This is a genomic window from Bradyrhizobium sp. AZCC 2262, assembly GCF_036924535.1.
Lineage (GTDB): Bacteria > Pseudomonadota > Alphaproteobacteria > Rhizobiales > Xanthobacteraceae > Bradyrhizobium.
On the sequence record NZ_JAZHRT010000001.1, the window covers coordinates 244,750 to 264,175 of the forward strand.

General features: G+C 62.4%; 16 protein-coding genes and 1 pseudogene. 7 read left to right on the top strand and 10 right to left on the bottom strand.

Going from position 1 to position 19,426, the window contains the following annotated elements; translation table 11 throughout:
- Positions 1-118 precede the first annotated feature (118 nt).
- Genes V1283_RS01225 through V1283_RS01240 form a run of 4 tightly spaced genes read right to left on the bottom strand, consistent with a single transcriptional unit; the run spans position 119 to position 5,347 of the window.
- The gene (locus tag V1283_RS01225; RefSeq protein ID WP_334384634.1) at positions 119-1,828 is read right to left on the bottom strand and encodes an ABC transporter ATP-binding protein; all 1,710 of its coding nucleotides are present in this window, start codon (positions 1,826-1,828) and stop codon (positions 119-121) included.
- Positions 1,807-2,649, bottom strand: coding sequence for an ABC transporter permease (locus V1283_RS01230; RefSeq protein ID WP_334384635.1), 843 nt, complete (start codon positions 2,647-2,649; stop codon positions 1,807-1,809). Before V1283_RS01230 ends, V1283_RS01225 begins: the two co-directional genes overlap by 22 nt.
- Positions 2,646-3,656 carry an ABC transporter permease gene (locus V1283_RS01235; RefSeq protein WP_334384636.1) on the bottom strand — a complete coding sequence of 337 codons (1,011 nt, stop codon included), beginning with the start codon at positions 3,654-3,656 and terminating at the stop codon, positions 2,646-2,648. The genes V1283_RS01230 and V1283_RS01235 overlap by 4 nt, the downstream gene beginning before the upstream one ends.
- Positions 3,657-3,694: 38 nt before the next feature.
- On the bottom strand, positions 3,695-5,347 hold the full coding sequence (locus tag V1283_RS01240) for an ABC transporter substrate-binding protein (RefSeq protein WP_334384637.1): 1,653 nt from the start codon (positions 5,345-5,347) through the stop codon (positions 3,695-3,697).
- A 513-nt stretch (positions 5,348-5,860) separates the two neighbouring features.
- Here V1283_RS01240 and V1283_RS01245 point away from each other — a divergent pair.
- From V1283_RS01245 to V1283_RS01260, 4 genes are all read left to right on the top strand, one after another.
- Positions 5,861-7,465, top strand: coding sequence for an FAD-binding protein (locus tag V1283_RS01245; RefSeq protein WP_334384638.1), 1,605 nt, complete (start codon positions 5,861-5,863; stop codon positions 7,463-7,465).
- On the top strand, positions 7,462-7,824 hold the full coding sequence (locus tag V1283_RS01250) for a ferredoxin family protein (protein ID WP_334384639.1): 363 nt from the start codon (positions 7,462-7,464) through the stop codon (positions 7,822-7,824). The genes V1283_RS01245 and V1283_RS01250 overlap by 4 nt, the downstream gene beginning before the upstream one ends.
- Before the next feature lie 169 nt (positions 7,825-7,993).
- Positions 7,994-8,986 carry an NAD(P)-dependent oxidoreductase gene (locus V1283_RS01255; RefSeq protein WP_334384640.1) on the top strand — a complete coding sequence of 331 codons (993 nt, stop codon included), beginning with the start codon at positions 7,994-7,996 and terminating at the stop codon, positions 8,984-8,986.
- The gene (locus V1283_RS01260) at positions 8,934-9,785 is read left to right on the top strand and encodes a class II aldolase/adducin family protein (protein WP_334384641.1); all 852 of its coding nucleotides are present in this window, start codon (positions 8,934-8,936) and stop codon (positions 9,783-9,785) included. The genes V1283_RS01255 and V1283_RS01260 overlap by 53 nt, the downstream gene beginning before the upstream one ends.
- Positions 9,786-10,079: 294 nt before the next feature.
- Here V1283_RS01260 and V1283_RS01265 read toward each other — a convergent pair whose 3' ends face one another.
- A complete protein-coding gene (locus V1283_RS01265) occupies positions 10,080-11,105 on the bottom strand; it encodes an AraC family transcriptional regulator (protein WP_334384642.1) in 1,026 nt (341 codons plus the stop codon).
- A 225-nt stretch (positions 11,106-11,330) separates the two neighbouring features.
- Between V1283_RS01265 and V1283_RS01270 the strand changes: the two genes are divergently transcribed.
- On the top strand, positions 11,331-12,299 hold the full coding sequence (locus V1283_RS01270; RefSeq protein ID WP_334384643.1) for an alpha/beta hydrolase: 969 nt from the start codon (positions 11,331-11,333) through the stop codon (positions 12,297-12,299).
- A gap of 71 nt (positions 12,300-12,370) precedes the next feature.
- Here V1283_RS01270 and V1283_RS01275 read toward each other — a convergent pair whose 3' ends face one another.
- A complete protein-coding gene (locus tag V1283_RS01275) occupies positions 12,371-13,108 on the bottom strand; it encodes a LysR family transcriptional regulator (protein ID WP_334384644.1) in 738 nt (245 codons plus the stop codon).
- Positions 13,109-13,197: 89 nt separating this feature from the next.
- A pseudogene (locus V1283_RS44525) lies at positions 13,198-13,302 on the bottom strand (LysR family transcriptional regulator); the annotation flags it as partial.
- Positions 13,303-13,374: 72 nt separating this feature from the next.
- Between V1283_RS44525 and V1283_RS01280 the strand changes: the two are divergent.
- Together V1283_RS01280 and V1283_RS01285 are read left to right on the top strand one after the other, a co-directional pair.
- The gene (locus V1283_RS01280; RefSeq protein ID WP_442895689.1) at positions 13,375-14,298 is read left to right on the top strand and encodes a hypothetical protein; all 924 of its coding nucleotides are present in this window, start codon (positions 13,375-13,377) and stop codon (positions 14,296-14,298) included.
- The gene (locus tag V1283_RS01285; RefSeq protein WP_334384646.1) at positions 14,295-15,308 is read left to right on the top strand and encodes a DUF2891 domain-containing protein; all 1,014 of its coding nucleotides are present in this window, start codon (positions 14,295-14,297) and stop codon (positions 15,306-15,308) included. The genes V1283_RS01280 and V1283_RS01285 overlap by 4 nt, the downstream gene beginning before the upstream one ends.
- A gap of 1,114 nt (positions 15,309-16,422) precedes the next feature.
- Here V1283_RS01285 and cyoD read toward each other — a convergent pair.
- The 3 genes from cyoD to cyoB are packed head-to-tail and all read right to left on the bottom strand — an operon-like array spanning position 16,423 to position 19,426.
- On the bottom strand, positions 16,423-16,818 hold the full coding sequence (gene cyoD, locus V1283_RS01290) for a cytochrome o ubiquinol oxidase subunit IV (RefSeq protein WP_334384647.1): 396 nt from the start codon (positions 16,816-16,818) through the stop codon (positions 16,423-16,425).
- Complete coding sequence (gene cyoC, locus V1283_RS01295; RefSeq protein WP_334392924.1) at positions 16,815-17,429, bottom strand: cytochrome o ubiquinol oxidase subunit III; 615 nt, start codon at positions 17,427-17,429, stop codon at positions 16,815-16,817. Before cyoC ends, cyoD begins: the two co-directional genes overlap by 4 nt.
- A 14-nt stretch (positions 17,430-17,443) precedes the next feature.
- Positions 17,444-19,426 (bottom strand): cytochrome o ubiquinol oxidase subunit I, encoded by a 1,983-nt coding sequence (gene cyoB / locus V1283_RS01300; protein WP_334392925.1) that lies wholly within the window; start codon positions 19,424-19,426, stop codon positions 17,444-17,446.

Consider the following 19,426-nt stretch of genomic DNA (forward strand, 5'->3'; position numbering starts at 1 on the left):
CGGTAGATAACGTGAGAGGGGAAACAAGGGTCAACGGCGTGCCCCTCTCGATAGCCGCGGAATGAAAGCCGACGACGGGATCTCCCTTGTCGGCCTAGCGCTCGATCCGCATGCCGATTCAGTATGCCGTGACGACCGACCTGTTGCGCGGGTGCGGCACCTGGGCGGCACCTGACGGGATCGACGCCAGCAACGACCGGGTATAGGGCTGGCGAGGATTGTCGAAGATATCGGTGACGGTCCCATGTTCGACGATGCGCCCGCGATGCATTACCGAGACGGTGTGGGCGAGCTGGCGCACCAGGGCCAGGTCATGGGAGACAAACACATAGGTCAGGCCCAAATTGGCCTGTAGCGAGAGCAGCACCTCAACGATGTCTGCCTGGACGGTGACGTCGAGCGCGGAGGTGGGTTCGTCGAGCACAATCACATCCGGCTTGAGGACCAGCGACCGGGCGATGGCCACGCGCTGGCGCTGACCACCCGACAGAGCTCCCGGCTTGCGGGAGAGCAGGTGCTCGCCGAGCCCGACGTCGGCCAGCGCCTCGCGGACCCGCTCGACCCGCTCCTTGGGGGCTCCGATCTTGAACCGGTCGAGCGGCTCGCGCACCAGCTGCTCGACCTTCCAGGTCGGGTCGAGCGAAGTAAACGGGTTCTGGTAGATGAGCTGAAGGTGGCGCCACACGGCGCGCAGCGACTCGGGCGAGCGACCGGTGAGCTGCTCGCCGGCGATCGAGATATTTCCGGTGTCGGGTTGCTCAAGCCCAAGCAGCAACCGGATCGCCGTCGTCTTGCCCGAGCCCGACTCGCCAACCAGCGCGTGCGTGGTGCCGCCCGGGACGGTGAACGACACGTCGTCGACAGCCGTCAGCGCCTTGCCGTCGACGGTGAAGGTTTTCGTGACGGCGCGAACCTCGATCTTCGGTGTTGCGCCGGCGTCGGTGTTGAGGCGACGGAAGCCGGGGTCGCGCAGCGCAGCGTAGCGGTCGGGGTTGAGGGCCGGGACGTCGGCGTACAACTTCCTTGCGTATGCCGACCGCGGCGAGGAGAAGACAGAAGCGGTCCTGCCGGCCTCCTGGATGACGCCGTCCTTGAGCACTACGAGCGAGTTCGCCCGCTCCGTGGCGATCGCCAGATCGTGGGTGATAAGCAGCAGGCTGATATCCAGCTCGTGCTGCAATCGCGACAGCAGGTCGAGAATCCGTTTCTGGATCGTGACGTCGAGCGCGGAGGTTGGCTCGTCCGCGACCAGCAACTCCGGCCGGGGGAGGATCGCCAACCCGATCAGCACACGTTGCAGCATGCCGCCGGACAGCTGATGTGGGTAGGAGTCGTAGACACGCTGGGGGTTGTCTAGCCCGACCTGGGCGAATGTCTCCAGGATGAGCTGCTTGCGGTTCGCCTTGTCCGGTTCGTCGCGGAGCGCGGCCGCCTCCTTCGCCTGGGCGCCGATCGTCCGCACCGGGTTGAGCGAATTGCCGGGGTCCTGCGGGACGAATCCGATGGCCCGTCCTCGCAACGGCCGGAAGCGACGCTCGGAGAGCCCCAATATTTCCTGGCCGTCGTACTCGATGCGGCCGGTGGCGTGCCCACCGCTGGGAAGTAGCCGCAGTACTGAGCGGGCGATCGTCGACTTGCCCGAGCCGGACTCCCCAATGAGGGCGAGGCTCTGCCCGCGACCCAATTCGAACCCGACGTCGGTAACGACCTCGTGCGGCCCGTAGGACACCGACAGGCCGTGGACCCGGAGCAGAGATGCGGACGGCTGCAACGTCGATGCAATGGTCTCGGCGCGGGCGAGAGTGGTCAGTCCGTCTTGCGGAGCCATCGGCTGATCCTGTTGACAGAGAGGACGGTGGCGATCGTGACGAAGGCGGGCGCGTACACCAGCCATGGCCATTTGAGGTAGTCCTTGCCGATGGAGATCAGCAGGCCCCAGTCGGAGGCGGGCGGCGGGTCGCCGTATCCTAGGAAGGCAAGGCTGGCGATCACCAGGATCGACAGGCCGAACTGCAGCGCCGCAAGCGGGAACACCGAGCGCGACGCGTTCGGCAGCACGTGCCGCAACAGGATGTGCCAGCGCCAGCCGCCCAGCAGGAATGACGCCTCGACGAACGTCGCCTGCCGCGTCTTGATGACCTCCGCGCGCATCACCCGGGCGAAGACGGCCACCGCCGAGATGCCGGTGGCGATGGCGGCGTTCGTAGTGTCGAAACCGATTGCGGTGACAACGATGACGGCCAGCAAGAAGTTGGGGATCGCCAGCAGGACGTCGACCAGACGAGCGAGCACGATGTCCACCCAGCCGCCGAGGAAGCCTGCCAGAAGCCCTATGAGGCCGCCGGCGACGGCGGCGATGACGACGGCGATGAGTGCGCTCGTCACCGAGGACGCCGTGCCATAGACGACGCGGGTGTAGAGGTCGCGACCCAAATGGTCGGTGCCGAACCAGTGCTCGGCGCCGGGGCCGAGCAGCTTGTCAGCGGGGATGCCGTTGACCGGGTTGTGACTCGTGAACAGGCCCGGTACGAGCGACCAGGCAATCACGAGCGCGATGACCGCGAAAGAGAGCGCGACGGTCGGCGGTATCCAGAGGGCTGTCAGTCGGCTGGTCGCCGTGGCGCGCGAGGCTGAGGAGACGAAGGTCATGTGGTCACCGCCCGCGAAGTGTCAGCGGAGTTTTCGTCAGCGGTGGTCGGACGGTACTTGGGACCGCCGATGAGCTTCACGCGTGGATCGAGCAGGGGGTAGACGAGGTCGGCGATCAGGTTGACGAGCACGAAGACCACCGCCGCCAGCGAGACGACCGCCTGCAGGACGGGTAGGTCCTGCGTGCTCACCGAACGCTGCACCAGGCTGCCGACACCGGTGCGTCCGAAGACGGTCTCGGTGATCAGCGAGCCGCCGAGCAGTTCGCCGATGGCGAGTGCGATCACGGTGACGACAGGGAGCGAAGACGGCTTGAGCAGGTGCTTGGCGAAGAGGCGTACCTGCCCGAGACCGCGACCGCGCGCGACGGCGGCGTACTCCTGCTCCGCCTCGTGATCGAGATTCGCGATCAGCACCTCGGCGATCCGAGCGGATACCGGGATGCCGAGCGCGATCGCCGCGAAGAGAGTCGCCAGGAAGCTGTTCGATTCGATCACGCGGAAGAGGCCGAGCTGGAAGCCGAAGGTGTGGATCAGCACCAGGCCGATCACGAAGTTGGGCACCGACAGGAACAATGACGGGAAGCCCCGAAGCAAGCCCTGGCCGAACCGTCTTGGAACGAACTGGGTGCCGTAGGCGATCGCCGCCGCCAGCGCCAGCGCGACGCCGAGACCGGTGGATGCGAGGATCAGCGTCGAGGGAAGCACCTCGGCGATCAGGGTTGTCACGGGCCGGTTGGACCGCATCGACAGGCCCAGATCGCCAGTCACGAAGTTGGACAAGGCCGTCCAGAGCTGGACCAGAATCGGCCTGTCCAGGCCTTGGGCGGCGATGATCTCCTGGATCTGTTTCTCGCTGAAACCGTTCTGTGGGTCGCGCAGGACGTTGGTGATGGGGTCGCCCGGCAAGATGCTGACGACAACGAAGGTGAAGACGTAGGCCAGCAGGATGACGACGACGGCCTGGACGAGGCGCTTTGCGGCATAGGATAGGTAGGTACTGTTCATGCCGGTCACCTCGACACACTGCTCGGTTGCACTGCGGGCTACTCGCTGATCGTGGCCGTGTAGTAGCTGGCGTAGGCGATGCCGTTGTAGACCTCCCCCTTGAGCTTCGGAGACTGCACGTAGATCCACTGGACGATCTGGGTGCGCGGAATGAAGTAGCCCTGCTCGAGGACATACTTCTGAAGCTCGTCGAGGAGCGGGTCACGGATTTGGGTCGAGGCAGCGCTGGCGATCTTGTCGCGCAGTTCGTTGAGCTTCTTGTCGCTTTCACCGAGGGCGAACCAATTCTCGCCGTTGTTGGCGTCGGTAAGGATGCTGGCCACGGTGCCGGCGTCGATGAAGCTGCGCGTCACCTCGTAGGCCGGCACGGCCGGGCCGCCGAACTTGACCTTCTCGCCGAACGTTACGACGTCGTAGGCCCGGATGTAGACCTTCCAACCGATCTTGCCGAGTTGCTGGGCGATGAGTTCGTCGATCGACTTCGAAGTCGCGAGGTAGGGGTTGGAGTACAGCGTCAGCGATAGCTGCTTGCCGTCCTTGGAACGGATGCCGTTAGAGCCCTTGGTCCAGCCCGCCTCGTCGAGAAGCTTCTCGGCTCTGCCCGGATTGTAGGCCAGCAGGTCGCTATGGTCAGTCGCGCCGGGCACGTTGCTCTGTATGAAAGACGTCGCGAGCTTCCAGTCAGGTGTGTATACGGTGTCAAGGATCTCCTTCCGGTTGATTCCGGACTGGAAGGCCTGGCGCACCTTCACGTCGTTATACGGCTCCAGCTTTGTGTTGATCGCCAAGCCGTTCACGAAACCTAGATAGCGCGGTGTCGCGATGGTGAAGCCCGCCTCCTTGAGGGATTTCAGTTCCTGCGGCGAGGCGTTGTAGGCGACATCGGCCTGGCCAGACTGGACGGCGGCGACGCGTAGCGATGGCTCGGATACAAGCTTGTAGGTGATCGAATCGAGGTGGGCCGGGCCGGTATGGCCGACTGCGGCGGGACCCCAATTGTAATCCTTGCGCCTGATCAGCTTCACGAAGTCGCCCTCTTTCCAGGAGTCGACCACGTATGGGCCGCTGCCAGATGTCTTGGCCAAGTCAGCCTGCTGGCTGGCAGGCTGCGCGATGGTCTTCGGGGAGATGAGGATCGAGCCGTGGTATCCGAGAGTCGGGATGAAGCCGAGCGTCGTCGCTTTGAAGAAGACCTTCACTGTCGTCGCGTCAACCGCCTCGGCGCGGTCGTAGGTCTTCGGGAAGAGGCCGATCGGATTGATGCCCTCGTTCCGGCGGCCGGCGTACCAGATGTCGAGGTTGGCAACGACGGCCGACGCATCGAGCGGCGTACCGTCGGAGAAGGTCACGCCCTTCTTGAGGTGGAGAGTGAACTGGGTGGCGTTATCGTTCTGCTCCCAGCTCTCGGCGATCCACGGACTGACCTTGCCGTCAGCGTCGACATAGACGAGCTTGTCGGTCACGTGGCCCCATATGTGGCCCTGAAAGCTAGAGATAGCGCTGTTGTTCGGGATCCAGGTGCTGCCCAGCGAGTCGATGAGGAAGGTAATGTTGCCGCCATTCTGCGGAACGCCGGCACTCTGAACCGGATTAAGACCCGCCATTACCACTAGAGCAGCGGCTGCCACCGCGGAAGTGGTGATCAGCAGGCGGCGCCGGGAAAGGAAGCGCGAGGAAAAGCGTTTGGTCATGGATAGCTCCTGGCGGTTCTAGTTAGGTCCTGCATCTGCGGATCATCGAAGAGGACCCTGGAGGCAGCGGAATGCCGTTCCAGCTTCGCGGCAATACTTCGTTGCTGGCAGCGTAGCGTTTCGTTTGAAATTTGAGATTCCAAAGAGTTGGTGTTTGATGGAAATCCCTGCCACGGGAGAGCGTTCTTGCAGCATCGAACATTGAGTCCTGAGGCAAAACGAAGCGGATCCAGGAAGAACGCCGGAGAATCCAGGAGCTCGCACACGATTGCTTAGGTAACGTCGAGCGTTGTGGCGCGGAGAAGCAATGTGTTGCGTGCGCTCAGAGAGAGGAAAACTGTTCTCCCTCGAAACAGACATGGCGCTGATGTTGGCATTCGCGGGAGAACTCGTTCGCGTTACGTCGGAAAAGAGTTTTGCGTTTCGTTGACGCTGACGCAGAGCCACCCAACGATACGGTAACGAGCGTCGCGCGGTGAGCTGCGGTCCGCTGCGTCTGCCAAGGGCACGATCATGACTGTTTCATCGCGCGAGCCGCTGTCGATCACAACAGACGTCCTTGTTGTCGGTGGCGGAATGGCTGGTGCTTGGGCGGCGAGTGCCGCGGCGGAGGCGGGCGCGAAGGTCATCCTGGCCGACAAGGGCTATTGCGGCACGAGCGGCGTGACGGCGGCTGCGGGGCCCGGACACTGGTGGGTGCCTCCGGATCCGCCCGAAGCGCGCGCGAGCGCCGTCCGCAATCGTATCGCAGCCGGACTTGGGCTCGGCGAGGCCGAGTGGATGTATCGAATCCTCGACCAGACCTGGCGGACGTTGCCGAGGCTTGCGCCGCATTACACGTTTGGCGTCGACGACGAGGGACGGGTCAATTATCGCGCCGTCCGTGGACCCGAATATATGCGGGCGCTTCGTCAGTTCGCGGTGAACCGCGGTGTCGCCGTTCTCGATCATTCGCCCGTACTGGAGTTGTTGGCCCGCGATGACGGCTCGATTGGCGGCGCACGCGGCCTGCGTCGACAGGACGGGAACAGGCCTTATCAAATCAACGCCGCAGCCGTAGTGCTGGCGGCCGGTGGCACGAGCTTTCTGTCTCACCTGCTGGGATCGCGAACCAACACCGGCGATGGCTACCTGCTGGCGGCGGAGGCGGGGGTGGAAATGTCCGGTATGGAATTCACCGCCGCCTACACCATCGCGCCGGCGCATTCGACCATGACGCGCAGCATGGCCTATTCCTTCGCGACCTACTACGACGCCGACGGGCGCGAGCTGGACCTGCCGTTCGGGCCCGACCAGACCGTGCGTCTCGCCCGCGCGCTCCAGCGCGGGCCGGTGTACTGTTCGCTGTATCGACTTCCAGACGATGTAAAGGCGAGGTTGCATACAATCTCGCCGAACGTGCCGCTGGTGTTTGATCGCTGGTCGATCGATCCTTACCGTGACCGCTTCGAGGTGACGCTGCACAATGACGGCACCATCCGCGGTCTCGGCGGCGTGCGCGTGGTCAATGCCGATTGCGCGACATCGGTGCCGGGTCTGTTCGTGGCTGGCGACAATGCGTCCCGCGAGAAAGCCGCCGGCGCGATTTCCGGTGGTGGCAATGTCAATTCGGCCTGGGCGCTGTCATCGGGCGTATTCGCTGGACAAGCAGCCGCGCGTCTTGCGCGCGAGGCGGGCGGCCGCTCGGCACATCTTACGCCGCTCGGTCGTGTCGGCCTTCGGCAACGTCGGCAGCCGAAGGCGCTCGATCTGGCGGAGGTCCGGAAAGGTGTCCGCGCCGAAATGCATCCGTTCGACAAGAATCTGTTTCGCACACGCGCGGGGCTCAATGCTTCTCGGAACGTGCTCGACAGCCTCTGGACCGAACTCGCCGACCACGCGCCCGCAGGCGCCCTCGCATGGCGTGAAGCGGCGGCTTTGGTGGCAGCGGCCCGCTGGTCGGTCGCAACGGCTGAGTGGCGCAGCGAGAGCAGGGGAATGCACCGTCGCGAGGATTTTACGGAGCCCAAGGCCCAACTCGCGATCCGGTTCCTCAGCGGCGGATTGGATCGCGTCTGGGTCGGTGCTGACGGCGAATCCCCGAGCGCTCGATCAAATCAATTGGAGCCGGCGTTATGATCGAACTCATCGTCTCGGACCGTTGTACCAATTGTGGCGAGTGCATCGCGGTCTGTCCGACCAACGTGTTCGATCCCGGGCACGCTGGTCCTCCGATTCCGGCACGGGTGGACGATTGCCAGACCTGTTTCATGTGCGAACTCTACTGCCGTGCGGACGCGATCTATGTCGCACCCGATTGCGACCGTCGCATCCACGCAACCGCTGACGAGGTCGTCGCCTCGGGCCGCCTTGGTCAATATCGGAAGCATTCCGGCTGGGATGAATGGGCGCAACATTTCCCCAACGAGCAATGGCTGATGGAGACAGTGTTCCGGAGGGCCGGCGAAACGGCGGCACGTCGCAATGAGAAACCATGATTGCGCCGCTCGCGTGGGTTGGGTAACAGCGTTGCGGCTCGAGAGATGATTTCATTTGCGTCGCTCGGACACGTCATCCTCTTATTGCAGAGCGTTCGTGATCTTTGAAAAGACTATCTTGTCGTAAGCGCCTAGCCTGTCGGGACGTTGAAGTCGCAAGGCGTTTGCAATGAACACTCCTCGTATCGACGAAAAACGCGCAGCGGTGAGCGTGCGATCGCCGATCATCATCAATCAGCTCGGAGCGGAAATCCGCGCGTCGCTGATCGATCACTGGTCCCGGCCTTTGGTCATCGACCATCCCGCCGATCGCCCGCCGTGGGAGATCGCGCCGGAAGCTGACGTGCTGCTGACGCGGCCGCTGGCAGGCTGGAACAAGGCGCCGGCTGACAGGCCGGCGGGCTGGCCCAACGGCTTGCGCTGGATCCAGACGGCATCGACCGGAGTTGATTTCTTTCCGGCGTGGCTGCTTGATGGTCCGGTGGTGACGATCGGGCGCGGCATCTCGGCGGACGCGATTGCGGAGTATGTCCTTGCGGCCATTCTCGGCTTTACGAAGCGCCTGCACGATATCCGGCCGCGCAGCCGTGACGACTGGAAGATCACTCCGCTGGGCTCGCTCGGCGGCAAGACGATCGGGATCGCGGGCTTTGGCTCGATCGGTCATGCCGTCGCCGAGCGGGTAAAGCCGTTCGGGGTCCAGATCGGGGTGCTGCGGAGAACACCCTGGCAATATGCGCCGGCGGGCATCCTGCCGGTCGATGATATCGAGACGCTGTTTGCCCTTTCCGATCATCTTGTGGTCGCGCTGCCGGCAACGTCAAGAACGATGCATCTCATCAACGCCGACGTGCTGGCGCGGGCGAAGAAGTCGCTGCATCTCATCAACGTGGCGCGCGGCCGGATCATCGATCAACAAGCTCTGTTGAGGGCACTAGACGATGGCCAGCTCGCCGGGGCCACCCTCGATGTTACCGATCCGGAACCGCCCCCGGACGGCGACCCGATCTACAGCCATCCCAAGGTCCTGCTAACGCCGCATGTCTCTTGGACAGGCGGAGAGGATGTCAAGCGGCTGGCTGGCAAGGTGCTCATCAACCTCGACGCCTATGCGCACGGAGCACCGCTGGCAGACGTCTTCGACAAGAATTTGGAATACTGAACAAGGAGCTGCGAGAATGAACCAGATCGTCGAGAAGCCGAAGAAATATTCGCTGGTCGAGCGTGCGCCTGCCGCCTCGTTTGAGGAGGAGAGGCTGCATCGCAAGCAGCGGCTTGCCGCAACCTTCCGCCTGTTCTCGCGCTACGGTTTCGATCAGGGCCTCGCCGGCCATGTCACCGTGCGCGATCCGGAATTCCCGGATCGCTTCTGGATCAACCCGCTGTCGAAGTTTTTCGGCCAGATCAAGGTCTCGGACCTTCAGCTGGTCGATCATGCCGGCAACATCCTGATCGGTGACAAGCCGATCAATCAGGCCGGCTTCGTGATTCATTCGGCGATCCATGCCGCACATCCCGAGGTGATCGCCGCGGCCCATACGCACTCGACCTACGGCAAAGCCTGGTCGGCGCTCGGCCGTGTGCTCGATCCGCTGACCCAAGACTCCTGCGCCTTCTATGAAGACCACGCGCTGTTCGACCCGTTCTCCGGCGTCGTGCTGGAAGCGGAGGAGGGGAGAAAAATCGCCGAAGCGCTGGGATCGAAGAAGGCCGTCATTCTGCAGAACCACGGCCTGTTGACGGTTGGGCCGACGATCGAAGCGACCGCTTGGTGGTACATAGCGATGGACAATGCGGCGCGAACGCAGCTCCTCGCCGAAGCGGCGGGAACGCCGAATCCGATTCCGCACGAGGTAGCGAAACTGACCGCAAGCCAGGTCGGGACCCACAAGGGCGGCTATTTCAGCTTCCAGCCATTGTGGGACTGGATCACTGAGGCGGAGCCGGATCTGTTCAACTAGCGCATCAGGTTTGCATCGGCGTTCGCGGCCGCATGACCGTGGACGCCGATCGAGACGCAAGGGCCGGAATGTGACGCTGAGAGACGACGCGACCACCGGTGCACGATCGCTGCGGACCGATGACAGGGCGTGGACAGCCGCCGAGAAACATAAGCTCCGAGGGCTGGCGAAGAACAATACGCCTGTCAGAAAGATCGCGCGAAGGCTGAATCGCAGCGTGGCCTCGACGGGAACTATGGCCGCTGAACTCGGTATCGTGCTGAACGGCGGGCTCGATCCGGTTCGCTTGTCCGGCTAGGCGCCCATCATGGCGCCGATCGCCTGCAATCGGGAGCGAACAGCGCCATCGTCGGGGTCGGAAGGCATGCGCTCGGCACGAATCTGCTGCGGGGTGGTCCCCGTGGCCGCCTTCAGAAATCGGCGGAGGCTCCTTGCGTCGGAATAGCCGAGCTCGGCGGCGATGGCTTCGACGCTGTCATTGGTTGTTCGTAGCCTGCGGACGGCGGCGGTGACCAGGGCGCGCTCGCGCACATGACGAAATCCACCGGTCGTCGCCAGCCGGCGGCGCATCGTGGATGTGCTGACGGCCGCACGCTCCGCAACGTCCTTCAGGCGCAACCGCCCGGCATCCGCTAGTGTTGCGCTATCATCTCGCCAAGCCCCCTCATCGATAAAATCAAGCCAGAGCCGAAAGCATTCCCAATGTGGATTGGCGCCGGCACGCCTGAACCCTCGACGACCAAGCAGGGCACGCGAGAATCGCATGCCCGTGACCGGACCGTGACGCACCGGAGCATCGACCGCAAAATGCCGGCGGCCGAGATTGTAGTGCAGGGGATCGCGGGTGGTCACCTCGAGGATTGGCATCGCGGCGCCGAGAAAGTACATGCAATGCATGAATATCCAGCTCAGGTAGATATCCTCGAGCAGGACCGCGTCGGCGCCCCTCGCGGAGTCTGTGCGAACGTTGAGGACCGCAACATCGTGCTCGGTCTTCAGCTCGATCTGAACGGCGCTGGACGCGGTTCGATATAGCCGCGCTACCGAAAGGATCGCGTCTTCCAGCGTGGCGCAGCCAAGGGCTATCCGGAGGCCGAGCGCGGTATAGGCTGGATCGATGCGCGAGCGCGCCAAGCCGTGCGCCGCATCGTCGATGCCAAGCGCCGTATTCATGCACAGCAGCAGATATTGAGCGGGACCGACAAGGTCGCGATTGTCGCCGTGACGCAAGTCGATCAGGGATGCCGCCATGACCTGTTCAAACGACAGGCCTTGGCGAAGGACGCCGCTGACCTGTCGGGTGATCCAATCGAATGGCATGCCGTGACGCATGAAGCCTCGCAACGGGCCGAGCCGCGGCGATGATCCTAGGGACAAACTCCATCGTCCGCAATTCAGGGATACGAAGCCCGACTCAGGGATACGAAGCCCGACCTTTTCGTCAGGCTGATCGATTGGGTCTCCCTCATCTGCATCCTTCGGTCAGTGCGGCGAGCCGTGTTCCCATTTACGCTTTGCCATGACCTGGCGGATATGGAGTGAGCGATGAACGAGACCGCAGCGAAGCGCGAGCGCCGTCCGGAGCTCGATCGTGCCTTTGCGCACCTTGCTGGACTGGCCGCCTCAGCGGACCTGGCGGGGATTTCCGACCCGCTGCAGCAATTCGTCGCCATCATTCGAACCTTGATGCCGCGTTATGGCGATGTCGGTCCGATACCGAGCTTCGAAGGCGTGACCTTTACGCCGGTCGACGCCGGAGGTGTGGGTGCAGAGTGGGTGATCCCGCCCGATCCCGATCCCGCGCGTCGCATTGTTTATACGCATGGAGGCGGGTGGGTCGGTGGCTCTCCCGATGGCTATCGGGCCATCACCGGGACGCTCGCCCGTCTGTCGCGCGCGGCGATTCTGGTCGTCGACTATCGTCTGGCGCCCGAACATCGCTTTCCGTCGGGCTTGGAAGACTGTGTCAATGCATTTCGCTGGGCTGCGCTGCATGGACCCGATGGCGGTCGCGTGCACTCAGGCGATGCGTCGACCCATCTGAGCCTGGTTGGTGATTCCGCGGGCGGAAACCTGGCGGCGGCGACCTGTCTGGAATTGATCGCAGGCGGCGAACTGGTTCCTGATCGTCTCGTGCTGATCGCAGGCACGCTCGACAATCAATCGCCGGCGGATCGCGTCGGAATAGACGATCAGATTGCGACTGCGGAGTCCCTGGATGCCGGCACGGCTGTCTATCTCGCTCCGAACGGCAATCCGTCCGATCATCTTGTCTCGCCGGTGAATGCGCCCCGTCATCTCCTGGCGAAGTTTCCGCCGACCTTGTTACAGGCCAGTTCGATCGAAACCCTGGCTTATGACAGCCGGAAATTTGCAGCACGTCTCGAGGATGCCGGCGTAAGAACGAACTTGAGCATCTGGCCGGAGCTGCCTCACGTCTGGCATGCGTTTTTGGGATTGTTTCCCGAGGCAACCGAAGCCCTGCGGGAGATAGCCGACTTCGTGAAACCTTGATCGGTGAACGACGTCGACGGCGGCTCACTCTGCGTGGCTATCGTTGCGTCACTACAACCGTCCCTGGGGCGTCAGATCCCTTTGCACACACGACTGATCATTTCGATGAACCAGCGCAGTGCCGGATCGGCCATGACGCGGCGCGTGTGCATAAGGTCGATGGTGAAAGCCGGCACGTCATAGGGAAGCGGTACGACCGCCACGCCCGCGGCTGCTGCGAAGCGACGAGCGATGCGCTGGGCCATGGTCGCCACGAGGTCGGTGCCGGCGACGGCAAAGGGCACCGCGACGACGTGGGCGAGCGTGACCGCGGTCCGACGTTTGCGTCCATGCCGTGCCAGCATCGTATCGATGGCGCCAGGAAGTCCGTCTCCGCCCGCGGAGGAGAACAGGGCGTGCGGAAGACGCGTGTAGTCCTCGCCGGTGAGTGACACGTCTTGCTTGACGCGTTTGGCGTCGCGAATGCAGACAAAGCGTTCCTCGAACAGCAACTGCCGCGTGACGCGTGCGGAGCCGGGGAGATGGCCGCCAATCAGAGCGTCGACCTCGCCACGTTCGAGGCTGGCGACGCCTTCTGCCGCGTCGATAATGGGACGCACCACCAGATCGATGCCCGGGGCCTCCCGCCGCAGCGCCTTGACCAGTGAGGGGACCACGACGAGATCGCCATAGTCGGTCACGGCGATAGACAGGCGACGACGGGCCATTGCGGGCTCGAAATCCGACCCAGGCGCGAGCACACCTCTGATCTGTCCCAGTGCGTCGCTGTTTGGCCGGGCGAGCGATAGCGCCTTGGCAGTTGGTTGCATGCCGGAGGCCGAGCGCACGAAAAGATCATCGGCAAGAGCGCGCGCAGGCGCGTCAACGTGCTGCTCATGGAAGGTTGCGCCAGACCAATGCGTTCGCCGGCGCGGGTCACGTTGCGTTCCTCCATCAGCGCCTCGAAGGCCACCAGAAGGTTGAGATCGACAGAAGCCAAATTCATTTGAACAATAATACACATATCAATAATCGATTTCCACAATGTCTCGATGCCTGTTCTATTGGCGGTGACAGACCGAATTGGACGGGGCGCATGCGACCCTCACTGCTGCGCCTCATCCCGCGCGGACCGACATTGTTGGTGCTCGGCGTGCTTCTTGGGTTGGCCTTTCCAGCTCTCGCGGATCTTGCCCGCCCCCTGATGCCGGCCACGATCTTCCTGATCGTGCTCGGGACCCTCCTGCGGATAGACAACCAGGCTGTCGTTGGGGCACTACGACAGCCATCGCTTTCCGTGCTCCTGCCGGCCGTCGTTATGGTTGCCTGTCCGCTGGTGATTGGTATTGCCGGTCACGCCCTGAGCCTCAGTCCCGAACTCGCGCTTGCAGTCGTGCTCGCCGTTTCGGCGCCGCCATCGAGCGGCACGGCGGCGGTGGCACGAATGCTCGGGCTCGATGGCGCTGTACCGCTTGTGGTCACGGTGTTGTCCATGGTGCTGGCCCCGGTCACGGTGCCGCTTCTCGCAGGCTGGTTCGGAGGGCTCGAAATCAGTGCGTTTGAACTCGCACTCCGGCTCGCGCTGTTGATTGGCGGCGCCGAAGGCATCGCCTTCCTGTTCCGCCGGCATGCGGCGCCAGTGCTGGCGGCCCATGGCGGCATGGTTGACGGGATCATCGTCGCGGCACTTCTCGTCTTCGCGGTGGCAACCATGGCGGGTATCGGCGCCCAGATCGCGGCCGATATGCAGGCCGCCACTCTCTGTCTTGTGCTCGCCTTCGCCTGCAATATCGCTCTTCAAGCCACCGGTGCCGTGCTGCTGCAAGGGGATCTGGCCCAACGGCTGACCGTCGGGCTCATCCTCGGCAATCGCAATGTCGGCCTGGTCTGGTCGGCGCTCGGCGCTGCCGCCTCGCCACGCATGGCCCTGTACTTCGCGGCGACGCAGTTGCCGATTTACATCCTGCCGCGCCTGATCGAAACGCTGATCGGCCGTGACAAAAACAAGGTGAAGCCATGACCACGACCCGTCTCACCCTCGAACTGGCTTCGCACCTCGCCAGCATCGCGCTCGGCCACGTCAGGCGTGAATATCCAAACAATGTGGACCACGCGCTTGCCGGACCGGAGGACGCCCGCACGCCGAGCGAGCTGCATCCAATCTTCTACGGCAGCTATGACTGGCATTCCTGTGTCCATAGCCACTGGATGCTGGCGCGACTGCTGCGCCGATTTCCGGATTTTGCGCCGGCTGCCGACATCAGCGCGCTGTTCGACACCCAGTTCGTGCCCGACAAGGTCGCCGCCGAGTGCGCCTATTTCACCCGTCCGACTGCCCGTGGCTTCAAGCGGCCCTATGGGTGGGGGTGGCTCATGAAGCTGGCGACGGAACTGGCACTCCACTCCGACGATCGTTGGGGGTGCAATCTCGCGCCGCTGGCCGAAATCATCGCGCAGCGCTTTCGCGACTTCCTGCCGCTATTGACCTATCCAGTACGTGTGGGAACGCATTTCAACACAGCCTTTGGCCTGCGGATGGCGGCGGACTATGCCGACGTCACAAAAGATGAAGCACTCGTCAAGTTGCTGCGCGAGACCGGCTTGCGCTGGTATGGCGAGGATAGCGACTGCCCGGCCTGGGGCGAACCGAGCGGCGACGATTTCCAGTCCTCGGCGCTCATAGAAGTCGAGTGCATGCGACGCTTGCTGCCGCCCGAGGTGTTCTTGCCATGGTTCGATCGGTTCCTGCCACGGCTGATCGAAAGAAAGCCAGCAGCGCTGTTCCGGCCCGCCACCGTCACCGATCGCACAGATGGTAAGATCGCCCATCTCGACGGTCTCAATCTCAGCCGGGCCTGGTGCTGGCGCTCGCTCGGCAATGCCTTGCCGGCGAACGACGGACGGCGCACCCTTGCCCTCGAAGCTGCTCAAAATCATCTGAGCGTAGGTCTTCCCCATACTGCCGGCGACTACATGGGCGAGCATTGGCTTGCGAGCTTCGCCGTTCTCGCACTCGGTGATGAGGATTGAGTGTACCCGTGCGGGAGGTGATTTGCCATCAGGCCGCTGCAGCGTCGCCGGCATTACTGTCGATTGATGATTGCTTAAACCTCGTCCACGACTCGCCCACAGATGGACTCGTTGATCGCATCCCTGGAGAGAAAGAAGCGGTAGTTCGCAGCTTTCGACCGACATCGTCAGTCACCAAGCTTTCTGCACTCGGCGGCGATTTTCCTCGCTGGAATTAGGCCGCCCCGAGCTCAAGTCCACGCGCGCATACCGCTGTAAAATAAAGAAAAACTGGCGCACCCGGCATGATTCGAACGTGTGACCTTTGCCTTCGGAGGGCAGCGGTCGCTATGCTGCTAAGCGAGGAACGACTTGTTCAATTAATCGCGAGAATCGGGTGTTGCGAGCCCCGCAACCACCGATCCTTGCGATATCGGCGCAGGCGACCCGGAAGGGTCGCCTTTCCGTTTGACGACTATTTCGCAGAGATCGGGTGTTGCGCCTCCCCGATTTGAACCTACCATTCGATAAGTTTCCGAGTTTAGGCGGACGATCGGAGGAAATATCGCAGATTTACGTCGTGTGGGGAAAGGCGGTAGCGGTCTCTCGCTACCAACCTACTACGATTTTGCTCGACGTCCTTCGATCCTTTGCGATCCTGTGCGCTTGATGGTAGCGCCTCGCCCCCAAGCGCAAACGGTCTAATTCCCCCATAAGGTGGGATTAAAGCTTGGCTCGTGCGGCGCCTAGGTAGCGCGCGCGGCTCAAGCAGGGATTCGGATATGGAGCGTTGTGATAGGACCGCTTCTGGCGCAAAGCGGTCACTCGCAAAATTGGCGGAGGCGACGACGGCGATAGCGCGCGACCGAGAGCGCTAGTTTCTCGGTCTCGCACCGGATGATGCGGCCGAGAGCGTCGCATGCGATGCTCCAATCTCCATTGCGGTTGACGTAGTGCGCGGCCCAGTAACCGGCGCAAGGCGTAGCTCGGGTAGGCATTTTCTGCTCCGTGAGTGCTGCCAGTCGACCCCGCTCGACAACTTTCGAAGACCGCCACGGATGCCCCACGTCGGCAGTGAATGACACTGCGTACCTGTTTGACTGCTGGAACCGATCGCAGCGCAATGCCCCGCTGGTCACCGCCGCGTCTGCAGAGTCATCATTTCACCATGCGCCATCATGTTCTCATTCAGGTTGGCCATGATCACGAGCGACCCGGCGAGGACCAGGAATACGATGAGCACGCCAAACGCGAGCGCCAGGACATTGTGGGTGCTGTCGGGTCCCGTGGTGATGTGAAGGAAGAACACCAGGTGCACTCCCATCTGGGCGATGGCAAGGACCGCGAGTCCGGCCGGCACACCAGGAGCCCAGATCGCCGAGGTATTTGCCACCCAGAAGGATGTGGCTGTCAGGATCGCTGCCAGCAGCAAGCCGGTCGTGTACACGAGCAAGCCAGAAGACGTGCTTTGCTCCGAGGCCGGAATCGCTGGCCTGTCTCCGGGTGCAACATCCCAACGCATGTCGGTCATGGAAGGACTCCCATAAGGTAAACAATCGTGAATATCAGGACCCAGATGATGTCGAGCGCATGCCAGAACAGGGAGAAGCAGTGCAAACGGCGCACTACAACCCCCTGGAATCCTCTGATTGACAGCTGAACCATCATGAGAACCAGCCAGACCAGTCCGATCGCCACATGCAGCCCGTGACAGCCGACCAGCGTGAAGAAGGCGGAAAGAAATGCGCTGCGTTGCGGGGCCGCCCCCGCCGCGATCAAGTCGTGGAACTCGCGAAGCTCGAGATTGAGAAATGCCGCGCCCAGCAGGAACGTCACCACGGCGCCGAAGAAAATCCCGAAGCGTTGCCGCGAATTGATGGCGAGCGACATCAGCCCGCAGCTGTAGCTGGAGAGCAGGAGAAAAGCCGTCTCCATCGCTGCGGTCCGCAGATTGAACAGCTGCGCACCGGTTGGACCGCCTGCAGTCGCTTTGGCGAGCACGGCGTAGGCCGCAAACAACGCCGAGAACATCACGATGTCGCTCAGCAGGAAGATCCAGAACCCAAAGCCAGCGATAATTCGCTTAGGTGCCGGACCCGCCTCACTGATATCAAGCAATTTGCCCTGCCGGACATCATCCATTTCAACGGCGACGTTCATAGCGATACCTCCACTGCGTGCGTCCGATCGAATTGACCGACCTGTTCTGCGGAGATCTCAACCTCGTCCTCCACGCGGAACATGAAGGCAAGCAGCGTCACGGTCAGACCGAGAATTCCAACGCCTGCCATCCACCAGATATGCCAGATCAAAGCGAACCCGGTGATCACCGCGAAGAAGGCGGTCACGAAACCGGTCGGACTGTTCTTGGGCACTTCGATTGGTTCGTACTTATGCTGCTGCCCCGGCAGTTCTTGCTTCGCGAGCACGCGTTGCTTCTTTGCCCAAAAGGCATCGAGTTCATGGACACGAGGCAGCACTGCGAAATTCCAAGCTGGCGGCGGCGATGCGGTAGCCCACTCCAGGGTGCGGCCGTTCCACGGATCGCCGGTCGTGTCGCGGAGTTGCTCACGGTGACGAATGGACACCACGATCTGGATGATCTGACAGATAATACCGATCAGAATGATGACTGCGCCCGCTTCAGCCACCAATAGCCAGGGCTGCCAGGAGAGCACATCGTAGTGCTGCAGGCGACGGGTCATGCCCATCAGCCCTGTCACGTAGAGCGGCATGAACGCGAGATGGAAGCCGATGAACCAGCACCAGAAAGAGGCGACGCCCCAGCGCTCATCCAGCTTGAAGCCGAATGCCTTTGGAAACCAGTAATTGTAGCCGGCGATGGCCCCGAACAGAACACCCGGGACGATGACATGATGGAAATGAGCGACCAGGAAGACGCTGTTGTGCACCTGCCAATCCACAGCCGGCAAGGCCAGCAGAACCCCGGTCAGGCCGCCGAAGACGAAAGCCACCATGAAGCCGATTGTCCAAAGCACCGGCACCGTGAATCGGATACGACCGCCGTACATCGTAAACAGCCAATTGAAGACTTTGACGCCCGTCGGCACGCCGATGATCATGCTGGTGATGCCGAAAAACGCGTTCACGCCAGCACTTGCACCCATGGTGAAGAAATGATGCAGCCACACGGTATAGGAGAGCACGCAGATCACCAGGGTCGCACCGACCATCGACCGGTAGCCGAACAGCGGCTTGCCGGAAAATGTCGCGCTCACCTCCGAATAGATGCCGAATGCCGGCAGGACCAGGATGTAGACTTCGGGGTGACCCCAGACCCAGAACAGGTTCACGTACATCATGGCGTTGCCGCCGGCGTCCAGCGTAAAGAAGTGGAAGCCGAGGTAACGGTCGAGCAACAACATCGCAAAGAGTGCGGTGAGCACCGGGAATGCAGCCACGATCAGAAGATTCGAGGCGAGCGCAGTCCAGCAGAAAACCGGCATCCGCATGTAACTCATGCCGGGAGCCCTCATCTTTAGAATCGTGGTGACGAAATTGACGCCGCTCAACAAGGTTCCGATGCCCGAGATCTGCAGTGACCAAAGATAATAGTCGACGCCGACGCCGGGCGAGAATTGCAGTTCGCTGAGCGGAGGGTAGGCGACCCAGCCCGTCTTTGCGAACTCACCGACAAAAAGCGAGACGTTGATCAGCAAGATGCCTGTGGCCGTCAGCCAAAGGCTTACAGAATTCATCGTGGGGAACGCCACATCCCGGACGCCGAGTTGCAGCGGCACCGCAAAGTTCATCAGACCGATCACAAGCGGCATGGCGACGAAGAAGATCATGATCGTGCCGTGCGCCGAGAAAATCTGATCGAAATGCTCGGGCGGCAGATATCCTTGCGCGCCGCCGGCTGCGACCGCCTGCTGCGTGCGCATCATGATTCCGTCCGCGAAACCGCGTATAAGCATGATCAGCGCAAAGACGAGATACATGACGCCGATGCGCTTATGATCGACGGATGTAAGCCATTCGCGCCAGAGATACGGCCAATATCCCTTGACGGTGACCCATGCCAGAACCGCCAGGATGACAGCACCGGCGCTGGCCACTGTGCCCATGATGATAGGCTCTTGAAAAGGAATAGCGGCCCAGGTGAGTTTGCCCGATAT

Excerpts from the sequence above, each read along its gene's own strand:
- V1283_RS01225 (WP_334384634.1), bottom strand. The coding sequence starts at position 1,828 with ATGGCTCCGCAAGACGGACTGACCACTCTCGCCCGCGCCGAGACCATT.
- V1283_RS01230 (WP_334384635.1), bottom strand. The coding sequence starts at position 2,649 with ATGACCTTCGTCTCCTCAGCCTCGCGCGCCACGGCGACCAGCCGACTG.
- V1283_RS01235 (WP_334384636.1), bottom strand. The coding sequence starts at position 3,656 with ATGAACAGTACCTACCTATCCTATGCCGCAAAGCGCCTCGTCCAGGCC.
- V1283_RS01240 (WP_334384637.1), bottom strand. The coding sequence starts at position 5,347 with ATGACCAAACGCTTTTCCTCGCGCTTCCTTTCCCGGCGCCGCCTGCTG.
- V1283_RS01245 (WP_334384638.1), top strand. The coding sequence starts at position 5,861 with ATGACTGTTTCATCGCGCGAGCCGCTGTCGATCACAACAGACGTCCTT.
- V1283_RS01250 (WP_334384639.1), top strand. The coding sequence starts at position 7,462 with ATGATCGAACTCATCGTCTCGGACCGTTGTACCAATTGTGGCGAGTGC.
- V1283_RS01255 (WP_334384640.1), top strand. The coding sequence starts at position 7,994 with ATGAACACTCCTCGTATCGACGAAAAACGCGCAGCGGTGAGCGTGCGA.
- V1283_RS01260 (WP_334384641.1), top strand. The coding sequence starts at position 8,934 with ATGCGCACGGAGCACCGCTGGCAGACGTCTTCGACAAGAATTTGGAAT.
- V1283_RS01265 (WP_334384642.1), bottom strand. The coding sequence starts at position 11,105 with ATGCCATTCGATTGGATCACCCGACAGGTCAGCGGCGTCCTTCGCCAA.
- V1283_RS01270 (WP_334384643.1), top strand. The coding sequence starts at position 11,331 with ATGAACGAGACCGCAGCGAAGCGCGAGCGCCGTCCGGAGCTCGATCGT.
- V1283_RS01275 (WP_334384644.1), bottom strand. The coding sequence starts at position 13,108 with ATGCAACCAACTGCCAAGGCGCTATCGCTCGCCCGGCCAAACAGCGAC.
- V1283_RS01280 (WP_442895689.1), top strand. The coding sequence starts at position 13,375 with ATGCGACCCTCACTGCTGCGCCTCATCCCGCGCGGACCGACATTGTTG.
- V1283_RS01285 (WP_334384646.1), top strand. The coding sequence starts at position 14,295 with ATGACCACGACCCGTCTCACCCTCGAACTGGCTTCGCACCTCGCCAGC.
- cyoD (WP_334384647.1), bottom strand. The coding sequence starts at position 16,818 with ATGACCGACATGCGTTGGGATGTTGCACCCGGAGACAGGCCAGCGATT.
- cyoC (WP_334392924.1), bottom strand. The coding sequence starts at position 17,429 with ATGGATGATGTCCGGCAGGGCAAATTGCTTGATATCAGTGAGGCGGGT.